The organism is Aeromicrobium sp. REDSEA-S38_B2 (assembly GCF_001628525.1).
GTDB lineage: Bacteria > Actinomycetota > Actinomycetes > Propionibacteriales > Nocardioidaceae > Aeromicrobium > Aeromicrobium erythreum.
The window spans coordinates 19136-30641 of the sequence record NZ_LUNH01000049.1 but is presented as its reverse complement, the minus strand read 5'-3'; the positions used below and the strand labels follow the sequence as shown (position 1 = coordinate 30641).

Below are 11506 nucleotides of genomic sequence, written 5' to 3'. Positions count from 1 at the left end.
CGCTACTCGACCAGCGGAACGTTCCGCTGGTCGAGTAGTCGACGCCGCGACGAAGGAGCTGGCGGAGGCGTATCGAGACCATTCCAAGCGGGCGCTGGGAGTCAAGCCACGCTGAGCCGTTGCCGGGTGGTCTCGATACGCATCCACGGCGCTCGTTCCTCGCGCGTGGCCGCTACTCGACCAGCGAACCCACCGTTGGTCGAGTAGGCGGGTCCGGCGAGGAACGAGCCTGGGCTTGACGTATCGAGACCACTCCAAGCGTTCGCTGTGGGTCGGCTCGCGCTGGGCCGTTGCCGGGTGGTCTCGATACGTCCGAGCCTCGCAAGCTCGCTCGGACTACTCGACCAGCGGGACCTTCCGCTGGTCGGGGGGAGGTGTGTCGAGACCACTCCAAGCTTCCGCTGGGGGTCGGTTCGCGCTGGGCCGCTGCCGGGTGGTCTCGACATACGGCACGGACGGTGTCGCTGGGCGAGTCGCGACGCGGCACTACGCTGGGGGCATGTCGTCGCAGCTGACCGTCGCCGAGGCCGCCGCGTTGCTCGGCGTGGCGACGGCGGAGGTGCACCGGCTCATCGCGACCGGGCGGGTCGAGCACCAGCTGGCCTGCTCCGGACGGTGCGAGCTGCTCGTCAGCGCCGAGTCGGTCGAGGCGCTGCGTTCGGCCGCCGGTCGGGCCTGACCTCGACGGTCGTCGCCCTCCTGGGTCGGCGCGCCGGGGCCGCGGTCCCGTGCTTCGATGAGGACGACGACGAGGACGCAGGAGGCATCACATGGGCAGGTTCGACGGCGACGTCGTGATCGTGACGGGCGGCGGGTCCGGCATCGGGGCCGCGACGGCGCGCCGCTTCGCGTCCGAGGGGGCGACGGTGGTCGTCGCGGGACGCCGCGAGGAGAAGCTGCGCGAGGTCGCCGAGTCCGCCGACGGCACCGTCGTGCCGCACCGCTGCGACGTCAGCGACGTGGCGGCGGTCGGGGAGCTCGTCGCCTCGACCGTCGAGACCCACGGCCGGCTCGACGTGCTCGTCAACAACGCCGGCATCGGACCGTCCGGGCCCGTGCCCGACGTCGACCGCGACGCCTGGGACGAGACGCTGGCGATCGTCCTCGGCGGCGTGTTCCACACGTCCCGCGCGGCGCTGCCCCACCTGCTCGAGACGCGCGGCAGCATCGTCAACGTCTCGTCGGTCTCCGGGGTCGGGGGCGACTGGGGCGCCGCCGCCTACAACGCGGCGAAGGGCGGCGTCACGAACCTCACCAGGGCCATGGCGCTCGACCACGCCGAGGCGGGGGTGCGGGTGAACGCGGTCGCACCGAGCCTGACGAAGTCGGAGATGACGGCGGGGATGGCCGACGACCAGGAGCTGCTCGACCGCTTCTGGGACCGGCTCCCGCTCGGCCGCGCGGCCGAGCCGGAGGAGGTCGCGTCGGTGATCGCCTTCCTCGCGAGCGACGACGCCTCGTTCGTCAACGGCGTCGTGCTGCCGGTCGACGGCGGCCTCACGGCGTCGAACGGGCAGCCCCGCCTGGGCTGAGGTCACGGTCCGGGCCCGCGACCCGGACCCACCTTCGAGGGTGTCGGCGCCGCACGCGACGGGCGCAGTCTCGAGGCGGCCGCCTGCCGAGGCGGCTCCGACTCGTGAAGGAGACCCCCATGACCCTCCAGGCGCGCCCGACGGACGTGGTCGACGACCTGCTGGCGACGTACGCCGACGTCGGCGCGGACGCGGCCTACCTCGCGTGCGACCGGCACGACCCGGCCGCGACCGCGTTCGTGCTTGTCGACGACGACCTCGTCGCGACGCTGTTGACGTACGGCGAGCTCGCCGAGGAGTCGCGACGGATGGCGGCCCTGCTGCGCGAGCACGGTGTCGCGCGCGGCGACCGCGTGCCGGTGCTGCTGGGCAAGCGACGTGAGCTGCCCGTGACGCTGCTGGCGCTGTGGCGCCTCGGTGCCGTGCACGTGCCGCTGTTCACGGCGTTCGCCACCGGTGCGATCCGCACGCGGGTGGAGGGGTCGTCGGCCCGCGTCGTCGTCACCGAGCCCGACCAGCGCAGCAAGCTCGACCCGCTGCCGGGGCTCGACGTGCTGGAGGTGGGCCCGGCGCTCGAGCACGAGCTGTCGACCGTCGAGCCGGTCGCCGAGCGGGTGGCGGTCGGCGGCGACGGCATGATCATGCAGCTGTTCACCAGCGGCACGACCGGCAGCCCGAAGCCGGTCACGGTGCCGCTGCGCGCGCTGGCGTCGTTCCACGTCTACCTGCAGCTGTCGCTCGACGTGCGCGAGGACGACGTGTTCTGGAACGCCGCCGACCCGGGCTGGGCGTACGGCCTCTACTACGGGCTGGCTGGTCCTCTCGTGGCCGGTCGGCCCAACGTGCTGCACACCGCCGGGTTCACGCCGGCCGGGACGGTCGCGGTCGTCGAGCGCCTCGGCGTCACGAACTTCGCCGGCGCCCCGACGATGTACCGCGCCATCAGCAAGAGCGGTCTCGTCGAGCACCTGCCGCTGCGGCGGGCGTCGTCGGCGGGCGAGCCCCTGACCCCGGACGTGCTGGCGTGGGCCCGGCGGGTGCTGGGGATCGAGGTGCGCGACCACTACGGCCAGACGGAGCTGGGCATGGTGATCTGCAACAGCTGGAACGACGACGTCGCCCGTCCGGTCAAGGACGGGTCGATGGGGGTGCCGATGCCCGGCTACGCCGCGGACGTCGTCGACGGGCAGATCGCGATCGACGTGCCCGCCAGCCCGCTGTTCTGGTTCGAGGGCTACCACGGCGACCCGGAGAAGACGGCCGAGCGGTTCAGTCCCGACGGCCGCTGGTACCTCACCGCCGACACGGGCTCGGTCGACGAGGACGGCTACTTCCAGTTCACGGCCCGCGACGACGACGTGATCCTGGCGGCGGGCTACCGCATCGGCCCGTTCGACGTCGAGAGCGTGCTCATCACGCACCCGTCGGTCGTCGACGTCGCGGTCGTCGGGCGGCCGGACCCCGAGGGGGTCCGCGGCGAGGTCGTGGAGGCGTTCGTGGTGCTAGCCGATGGGGTGCAGGACGGGCCGGAGCTGCACGCCGAGCTGACCGCCCTGGTGCGCGACGGCTACTCGCGGCACGCCTACCCGCGGCGCATCCACGTGCTCGACGCGCTGCCGAAGACGCCGAGCGGCAAGGTCCAGCGGTACCTGCTGCGCTCGCTGTGACGAGGCAAGGCGCGACGATCCGCTCGTACCCTCGAAAGGAGGGAGGCGTGACGTGAGGGGGCCTGGCTCGCTCCTGTGACCGGCGACACAGGAGGTGCCCGATGCCCGACCACCTGGCCCCGCAGGAGATCCTCACGCGGAGGCTCGACGACCTGCGCCGCGTGACCGGCCTGCCGCTGGTCATGGGCGGGCTCGTGCGCAGCCGCGAGCACTTCACGATCTCCGAGCTCCGCGGGGCGCTGACCACGTCGCTGCACCAGCTGCGGGTGCGTCAGGGGGAGGGCCTGGGCGGCAAGACGCTGGCCACCCGTCGGCCGGCGGCGGTCAGCGCCTACCCGCGCTCGGCGGCGATCACCCACCGCTACGACCGTTGGGTGGCACCCGAGCGGCTGCAGTCGGTGGTGAGCATCCCCGTGGGTGCGGAGGGACGGCAGCCGTCGGCGATCGTCTACCTGTGCGACCGGCGCAGCGAGCGGCTCGGTCTCGCCGTCGTCGACGCGGCGCGACCCGTGCTCGCGGGCCTCGCCGCCGACCTCGGGGCGGCCACGGCCGTCGAGGAGCGGATGCGGGCGATCAGCCTGCGGGCCGCGCCGGCGACCGACGACCCGCACGACCTGGCGCGCGAGCTCCGGCAGGTGGCGGATCTGACCACCGACCCGAGCACGCGAGCGCGCTTGGAGGCCGTGCTCGCGCGACTGCCCGGCCAGGGCGCGAGACGCCCGGCCGGCCCCCATCCGCTGGGTCGACGCGAGGTGGAGGTGCTGCGGCTGGCCGAGGAGGGTGCGACGAACGTCGAGATCGCCGACGCGCTCGGCCTCGTCGAGAGCACCGTGAAGTCCTACATGAAGTCGGCGATGGCGAAGCTCGGCGCGGAGAACCGCGTCAAGGCGGCCCGCGCCGCCAGGACGCAGGGCCTGCTCGACTGAGGGGCCGCGCGCCCACCTCCATCTCGCCGCGTCCTGCGGACCTGATGACGGTCCTCGCCGCGCAGATCGTCACGAGGTGCACACGCCGCGGGGTGGGTGGGGCCTAGGCGTCGACGTGCGGCAGGGGCAGCGCGCAGAGCCGCTCGGCCTCGGCCGCGTCGAGCCCGAGCATGCGCAGCAGCTGGCCGGTCAGCTCCTCGACGTCGTCGACGGCGACCAGGTCGGGGTGCGACGAGCGCAGGCGCAGGAAGCCGAGCAGAGACCCCCCCACGGTGCTGAGGGCCAGCGGCAGGTGGGTGACGGTGAAGCGTCCGGCCGCCATCGCGTCCGCGAGGTCGCGCGTGGCCCGCGGCGCGAGACCGTCCTCGAGGTCGAGCAGGTCGAGGCCGAACTGGTTGAGCACGTCGGCGAGCGCGGGGTGGGTCCAGGCGAGCCGCGCCGAGATCCGGAACGACAGCGCGAAGCGGGTGGCCGGGTCGTCCGTGTCGGCGACGGCGGCGTCGATGAGCCGGGCCCACTCCTCCAGCACGTGGGCGGTCGCGGCCTGGAAGAGCTCCTCCTTGCTCGTGAAGTGGTTGTAGAAGGAGCCGAAGCCGACGTCGGCCGCGTCGGTGATCTGCTGGATGGTGGCCGTTGCGGCGCTGCCGTCCACGATGAGCCGCTCCGCCGCGGCGAGCAGCGCCGCGCGCGTGCGCGCCCGTCGTCGGTCGACGCGGGGGCCGTCGCTCGTGCTCGTGCCGTCGCGCATCTCGTCCCTCCTCCGCTGCCGTCGGGCCAGCCTAGTGGTCGGCTCGTGCGGTCCTGGGGCTTGTCCCGACCACGGCCAGCACCTATATTGATGATCTCATCAGAAATGTAGGGATTCATCAGATGTCGGCACCCGACCTTGCGCACGACGCCAGCCACGAGCACGCCCACGACCACAGCCACCGCGACCTGCACAGCGAGCAGGGGCGTCGACCGGGCGAGCACGTGGGCCGGTCGGCGCAGCCGGTGGTCAAGGTGCGCGACCTCGCGTGGCTGGAGTTCGAGAAGCCCGACCTCGCGGCCGCGGAGGTGTTCGCGCACGCGTTCGGGTTCAGCACGACCTACCGGAGCGCGACCGAGCTGAACCTGCGGGGCGCGCTGCCCGGCGCGCCGTGCGTGGTCGTGCGGAAGGGTCGGGGGTCGCGGTTCGTGGGACCGGCGTTCGCCGCCGAGACGGCCGACCTGCTGCGGCTCTCGGAGCACACCGGCGTGCCCGTCCGTCGCCTCCCCGAGCACCTCGGCGGCCACGTGGTCGACCTGCGCGAGCCGGCGGGGGCGCGCGTGCGGGTCGTCGCCGGCGTCATCGAGCGCCCCGCGCTGCCGACGCAGCAGCCGCAGACGCTCAACGTCGGGTCGGAGGTCGAGCGAGTCAACGCCGCGCAGCGCCCGCCGCGGCAGCCGGCCGTCGTGGAGCGCCTCGGCCACGTGGTCCTGCAGTCCGACCGCTACCTCGCCTCGCTCGACTGGTACCTCGACCACCTGGGACTCATCGTCTCGGACTTCCTGTTCTTCCCGGGCCAGCGCGACCGCGGCCCGACGATGGCCTTCATCCGCTGCGACCGGGGCAGCGAGCCCGCCGACCACCACACGCTGGCCATGACCCTCGGGCCCCGCAGCCGCTACGTGCACTCCGCCTACCAGGTGGCCGACCTCGACGCGCTCGCCGCGGGCGGCGAGCACCTGCGCGACCTCGGCTACCGGCACTCCTGGGGCATCGGCCGGCACATCCAGGGCAGCCAGCTGTTCGACTACTGGCGCGACCCCGACGGCTTCCTCGTCGAGCACTTCAGCGACGGCGACCGCTTCGACGCCTCCCTCGAGCCGGGCTGGGCCGAGATGACGGCCAGCGGCCTCGCCCAGTGGGGCCCGCCCGCCACCGCCGACTTCCTCGGGGTCGCACCCGGCAAGGAGTCGCTTCGGGAGCTGCTGTCGATGACCACCGCCCTGCGCTCGGACAACGAGTTCGACCTCGACCGCCTCCTCGGACTGATGAAAGTGGCCCGCTCATGACCCTCCCCGTCCTCCGCACCGCCGACGCCTGGTGGCTGCGCCGCCCCGACGGCGCCGTCCGCGTCGCGACGTCGGCGACGACGACCGCCGAGCTCCTCGCCGACCGGGCCGCCGTGCTCGCGGCGCGCGACGGCGGCGACCCCGTGCCGGTCGACTCGCTCGTCCTCGTCTCTCCGGTCACCGCGCCGTGCCGCGTGGTCGCCCAGATGGCGAACTACGCCAGCCACGCGAAGGACGCGGGCATGGACCCGTCGCGCGTGCCGCTCGCCTTCTTCCGCAAGTCGTCGGGCTCGATCAGCGGCCCGTCCGACCCGATCGTGCGGCCCGCGCACGTGACGCTGCTCGACTACGAGGTCGAGCTGGGCCTCGTGGTCGGTCGCGCCGTCACGGCGGGGGAGGAGGTCGCAGCCTCCGACCTGCCCGACCTCGTCGCCGCGCTCGTGGTGGCGAACGACGTCTCCGCGCGGGACCTCCAGCTGCCCAAGACGCAGTTCTACGAGTCCAAGTCCTACCGCACGTTCACCCCGGTCGGCCCGGTCCTGCTGGTCCTCGAGGACGGCGAGCTCGAGCGTCTGCCCGAGCTGCGGCTGCGGCTGTGGGTCGACGGCGAGCTGCGCCAGGACGAGCTGGCCTCCGACATGATCTACCGCCCCGCCGAGGCCCTCGCCGCCCTCGCGCGGTTCCAGGACCTCGCACCCGGCGACCTCGTCCTCACCGGCACGCCGGCGGGCACCGCGCTGAGCGCTCCGCCGGCCATCGTCGAGAAGGTGGGAGCCCTCCTCCCGCCGCACGTGAAGTGGCGGATCTTCCTCGGCAAGCAGGTGAAGGACCGCCGCTACCTGCAGGACGGCAACCTCGTCGAGGCGTCCATCGCGACCGACGACGGTGCGCTCGACCTCGGTGCGCAGCGCACGGTGGTGCGGTGGACGCGATGAGCGTCGCGACGGTGCTCCTCGTCGTCGTCACAGTCGTGCTCGTGGCGACGGGCCTGCTCAAGCTGGTCGCTGCCCCGCCGATGGTCGAGCGCGCGCAGCACCTGGGCTACCCTGTCGCGGCGTTCCGTGCGGTGGGCGCCTTGGAGCTGCTTGGCGTGGCAGGCCTGTGGGTGGGCCGCGCCGCGTCGGGTCCGCTCGCGACGACCGCGCTCGTGGCGCTGCTCGTCCTCATGGCCGGCGCGGTCGTGTCGCACCTGCGCGTCGGGGACGGCATCGCGGCCGTGGCGCCGGCGCTCGTGGTGGCGGCGCTGCTCGTGGCGCTTCTGGCGCTGGGCGTCGCACCGTGAGCCCGACGCTGCCCGTCGTCGTCGTGGGTGCCGGCCCCACCGGCAGCGCCGCCGCCCTGGCCCTCGCGGCGCGCGGCGTGCGCACGGTGGTGGTCGAGCGCTGGCCCGAGGTGTACCCGCAGCCGCGCGCCGTGCACCTGGACGACGAGGTCTACCGGGTGCTCGTGCGGCTCGGGCTCGAGGACGACCTGGCCCGGCTGACCCGCCCGTGCGCCGGCCTGCGCCTCGTCGACGCCGACCTGCGGGTGCTGGCGTCGTTCGACCGCTCGGGCGCGTCGCCGGTGACGGGCTACCCGCGGGCGAACATGTTCGACCAGCCGGTGCTCGACGCCGTGCTCCGCGAGCGGCTGCGCTCGACTCCGGAGGTCACGTTGCTCACGGGCCGCGAGGTGGTCGGTGTCGAGCAGGAGTCGGCCGACCATGTGGTGGTGCTGCACCGCCCGCTCGACGACGACGGGCCGCAGGAACGTCTCGAGGCGTCGTTCCTGCTGGGCTGCGACGGCGCCAACAGCGTCGTGCGGCGGGAGCTCGGCGGCAGGATGGTCGACCTCGGCTTCGAGCAGCGCTGGCTCGTGGTCGACGTCGACACCGACGTCGACCTCGGCCACTGGGACGGGGTGCACCAGGTCTGCGACAGCACCCGCGCCGCGACCTTCATGCGCGTCGGGGCGCGGCGGTACCGCTGGGAGCTGCAGCTGCTCGACGACGAGACCGCCGACGACCTCGCGTCGCTGCCCGCGGTGCTCCCGCTGCTGCGCCCCTGGCTCGGCGACGTCGACGCGGCCGACCTGCAGCTCGTCCGCTCGACGGGCTACACCTTCCGCGCCGCGGTCGCGGAGCGGTGGAGGTGGGGCCGTGTGTTCGTGCTGGGCGACGCGGCGCACCTGACGCCACCGTTCGTCGGCCAGGGCATGGGCGCGGGCATCCGCGACGTCGACAACCTCGTCTGGAAGGTCGCGGGCGTGCTCGACGGCACGCTGCCGTTCGACGTGCTCGACACCTACGAGCTCGAGCGCTCCGCGCACGCCCGGGCCATGATCCTGCTGGCCCGCCGGGTCGGCGTGCTGATGAGCTCCGGGGGCCGCCTGGGCGACCACGCCCGCGGAGCCGTGCTCCCGCTCGTCGCCCGGTCGGCGCGGCTCTACGCCGGTGCGGTCGACAGCGCCACGCCCGCGCTGGTGCGCTCCTCCCTCGTGCTGAGGTCGCGCGGCGACCGGCTGGCGGGGACGCTGTGCCCGAACGTCACCGGCGGCGGCGCGACCCTCGACCGTCTGGTCGGGCACCGGTGGGCCCTCGTGACGTCGGTGCCGCCGTCGCCGTCGGCCGTGGAGGAGCTCGCGTCGCGCGACGTGGCCGTCGTCGAGGTCGGCCCCGCCACGGCCGGGACCCTCGACGGCCTCGCCACCTGGCTCGCCGAGGCGGACTGCGCGGCCGCCCTGGTGCGACCCGACCGCACCGTCATGGCGTCCGGGCCCGACCTGCCCGCGCTGGTCGCGACCGCGACGTCCCTCCTGCTGCCCGCCCGGACCGAGGTCCCCGCATGAGCCCGACCGCACCCACCTACCGTCCCGACGTCTACGCCACCGGGGCGATCCTCGACCCCTACCCGCACTACCGGCGCATGCGCGAGCTCGGCCCGGTCGTGTGGCTGCCCCGGCAGCGTGCGCACGCCGTCGTGCACCACGCGCCCTGCAAGGAGGTGCTGCTCGCCGACGACCGGTTCCGCTCGGAGCGGGGCGTGGCGCTGAACCCGGTGGCCAACCGGCTGAGCCGCGGCACGACCCTCAACAGCGACGACGCGGACCACGAGCGCCGGCGCCGTCTGCTCGCGAGCCGGCTGACCCCGAAGGCGCTGCGGTCGATGCGTGAGGAGGTCGACCGGCGCGCGGACGCCGTCGTCGAGGCCGCCGTGTCGCGCGGCGAGGTCGACGGTGTCGTCGAGGTCGCCCGCGCGCTGCCGACGTCGTTCGTGCCCGACCTGATCGGGTGGCCGCGCGAGGGTCGGGAGCACCTCCTGCCCTGGGCGGGGGCGACCTTCGACTGCCTGGGCCCGGCGAACGCGCGGACGCTCCGCGCCGCACCGCGGACCCTGCGCATGATGCGGTTCGCCCGCTCCGTCGTGCGTCGCGGCGACGTGCTGCCGGGGTCGATGGGCGCCGACCTGCTCGCGAAGGTCGAGTCCGGCGAGGTGCGTCGGGAGGAGTGCCCAGCGCTGATGATCGACTACCTGGCACCGTCGCTCGACACCACGATCAGCGCGATCGCGAGCGCGCTCTGGCTGCTCGCCACGCACCCCGACCAGTGGCAGGCGCTGCGCGCCGACCCGTCCCTCGTCCCGAACGCGGTCAACGAGGTCGTGCGCGTGGAGTCGCCGCTGCGCGCGTTCTCGCGCTGGGTCGCCGCCGACACCGAGGTCGCCGGCACACCACTGCGTCGCGGATCGCGCGTGGTGGTGCTCTACGCCTCCGCGAACCGCGACGAGCGCGTCTGGGACCGGCCCGACGACGTCGACGTCACCCGCGACGCCAGCCAGCAGCTCGGGTTCGGCCAGGGCGTGCACGGCTGCGCGGGCCAGGGCCTCGCCCGCCTGGAGACGCAGGCGATCCTGCGCTCGCTGCTGGAGCGCGTCGACCGGCTCGAGCTCACGGGTCCCGCGACCTGGGGCCGCAACAACATCATCCACTCGCTCGACCGGCTGCCCCTGCGGCTGGTCCCCGTCCAGGAGGCCGCACGATGAGGGTCATCGCCGACTACGACCGCTGCGAGGGCCACGGGCTCTGCGTCGACCAGGCGCCCGAGGTCTTCGACCTCGACGACGACGGCGAGCTCGTCCACCACCTCGAGGACCAGGACGTGCCCGCTGCGCTGGAGGAGGCGGCGGGGCGCGCCGTCGACTCCTGCCCGGTGGCCGCCCTGCGGCGCGCGTGAGCACCCGTCCGCCGCGTCGGGTGCTGGTCGTCGGCGGGTCGACGGCGGGGTCCACCGCGCTGCGCAAGCTGCGCCGCCGGGGCTTCGACGGTCGGCTCACCCTGCTCGACCCGCTCGACGGCACCCATCGTCCGCCGTTGTCGAAGGCCGTCCTGGCCGACGCGGCGCACGAGGCGTCGGTGCTCATGGACCTCGGGTCGCTCGACGTCGTCCGCGTGCCGTCGGCGGCGGCCTCGCTCGACGTCGACGCCCGCGTGGTGACCGACGTCGACGGCGCCGAGCACGGCTACGACGCGTTGCTCGTGGCCACGGGCGGCCGAGCACGACGGCTCGCTACGGCGGGTCAGGACGGCGAGCTGGTGCTGCGGACGGTCGCCGACGCGCGGCTGCTGCGCGAGCGGCTCGCGACGGCGGCCTCGGTCGTGGTGGTCGGGGCAGGGTTCCTCGGGCTGGAGGTGGCCACGGCCGCACGGCGGACCGCGGCGACGGTGACCGTCATCGACCCGGAGCCGCCCCTCGTGCGGCTGCTCGGCGACCACCTCGCGACCGTGCTGGTGGGACGCGCGACCGACCACGGCATCACCCTCCGGCGCTCCGCGGTGCGCCTGCACGGCAGCCCGGTGCGCGGCGTGGAGCTGGACGACGGCAGCGTGCTCGAGGCCGACGTCGTCGTGACCTGCGCCGGCGACGTGCCCGAGACCGCCTGGCTCGAGGGCAGCGGTGTCGCCGGCCCGCAGGGCGTGCCGGTGGACGCGTCGTGCCGCACCCGTCGGGACGATGTGTGGGCGGCGGGCGACGTCGCCGCGCCGGTGGTCGACGGCGCGTCCGTGCGCCGACCGCTCTGGGCCAACGCGGTCACCCAGGGGCGCGTGGCGGCGGCGTCGATGCTCGGCCACGAGGTCGACGCACCGGTCCTCGACGACTACGCCTGGACCGAGGTCGCCGGGACGTCGGTGAAGGTGGTCGGCCGACTGCCCTGCTCAGGCACGCCCCGGGTTCTCGAGGAGTCCGCGGACGGCGGTCGGCTGCTCGCCTTCGGCACCGACACGGTGGCGGCGGTCGGGCTCCGCCGCCCCGTCCCGCGGCTGCGTCGAGCGCTGGCCGAGCTCAAGGCGTCCGGGGCCTGAAGCCCAA

At 74.3% G+C, this 11506-nt stretch carries 12 protein-coding genes; 11 read left to right on the top strand and 1 reads right to left on the bottom strand.

Annotation, left to right across the window (positions count from 1 at the left end):
- Positions 1-499: 499 nt before the first annotated feature.
- The 4 genes from A6Q81_RS11390 (at position 500) to A6Q81_RS11375 (ending at position 4125) form a co-directional block, all read left to right on the top strand.
- A complete protein-coding gene (locus A6Q81_RS11390) occupies positions 500-679 on the top strand; it encodes a helix-turn-helix domain-containing protein (RefSeq protein WP_067860206.1) in 180 nt (59 codons plus the stop codon).
- A gap of 91 nt (positions 680-770) precedes the next feature.
- Positions 771-1532 carry a meso-2,3-butanediol dehydrogenase gene (gene budC / locus A6Q81_RS11385; protein ID WP_286690509.1) on the top strand — a complete coding sequence of 254 codons (762 nt, stop codon included), beginning with the start codon at positions 771-773 and terminating at the stop codon, positions 1530-1532.
- 119 nt (positions 1533-1651) lie between these two features.
- Positions 1652-3199, top strand: a complete 1548-nt coding sequence (locus tag A6Q81_RS11380) for an AMP-binding protein (protein WP_286690508.1) — start codon at positions 1652-1654, stop codon at positions 3197-3199.
- 101 nt (positions 3200-3300) lie between these two features.
- The gene (locus A6Q81_RS11375; protein ID WP_286690507.1) at positions 3301-4125 is read left to right on the top strand and encodes a helix-turn-helix transcriptional regulator; all 825 of its coding nucleotides are present in this window, start codon (positions 3301-3303) and stop codon (positions 4123-4125) included.
- A 103-nt stretch (positions 4126-4228) separates the two neighbouring features.
- On the opposite strand, the gene A6Q81_RS11370 is transcribed toward A6Q81_RS11375, so the two are convergent.
- Positions 4229-4873 (bottom strand): TetR/AcrR family transcriptional regulator, encoded by a 645-nt coding sequence (locus A6Q81_RS11370; protein ID WP_067860198.1) that lies wholly within the window; start codon positions 4871-4873, stop codon positions 4229-4231.
- 122 nt (positions 4874-4995) lie between these two features.
- Here A6Q81_RS11370 and A6Q81_RS11365 point away from each other — a divergent pair, with 122 nt between their 5' ends.
- From A6Q81_RS11365 to A6Q81_RS11335, 7 genes are read left to right on the top strand one after another with little or no spacing between them, the layout of a single operon-like run.
- Positions 4996-6162 carry a VOC family protein gene (locus A6Q81_RS11365; protein ID WP_286690506.1) on the top strand — a complete coding sequence of 389 codons (1167 nt, stop codon included), beginning with the start codon at positions 4996-4998 and terminating at the stop codon, positions 6160-6162.
- Positions 6159-7097: a fumarylacetoacetate hydrolase family protein gene (locus tag A6Q81_RS11360; protein WP_286690505.1), complete on the top strand. Its 939-nt coding sequence runs from the start codon at positions 6159-6161 to the stop codon at positions 7095-7097. Before A6Q81_RS11365 ends, A6Q81_RS11360 begins: the two co-directional genes overlap by 4 nt.
- The gene (locus tag A6Q81_RS11355; RefSeq protein ID WP_286690510.1) at positions 7094-7444 is read left to right on the top strand and encodes a DoxX family protein; all 351 of its coding nucleotides are present in this window, start codon (positions 7094-7096) and stop codon (positions 7442-7444) included. The genes A6Q81_RS11360 and A6Q81_RS11355 overlap by 4 nt, the downstream gene beginning before the upstream one ends.
- Positions 7441-8988, top strand: coding sequence for a bifunctional 3-(3-hydroxy-phenyl)propionate/3-hydroxycinnamic acid hydroxylase (locus A6Q81_RS11350; RefSeq protein ID WP_286690504.1), 1548 nt, complete (start codon positions 7441-7443; stop codon positions 8986-8988). Before A6Q81_RS11355 ends, A6Q81_RS11350 begins: the two co-directional genes overlap by 4 nt.
- Positions 8985-10181: a cytochrome P450 gene (locus A6Q81_RS11345; RefSeq protein WP_286690503.1), complete on the top strand. Its 1197-nt coding sequence runs from the start codon at positions 8985-8987 to the stop codon at positions 10179-10181. Before A6Q81_RS11350 ends, A6Q81_RS11345 begins: the two co-directional genes overlap by 4 nt.
- Positions 10178-10372 (top strand): ferredoxin, encoded by a 195-nt coding sequence (locus A6Q81_RS11340; RefSeq protein ID WP_286690502.1) that lies wholly within the window; start codon positions 10178-10180, stop codon positions 10370-10372. Before A6Q81_RS11345 ends, A6Q81_RS11340 begins: the two co-directional genes overlap by 4 nt.
- Positions 10369-11499 (top strand): NAD(P)/FAD-dependent oxidoreductase, encoded by a 1131-nt coding sequence (locus A6Q81_RS11335; RefSeq protein WP_286690501.1) that lies wholly within the window; start codon positions 10369-10371, stop codon positions 11497-11499. The genes A6Q81_RS11340 and A6Q81_RS11335 overlap by 4 nt, the downstream gene beginning before the upstream one ends.
- Positions 11500-11506 lie beyond the last annotated feature (7 nt).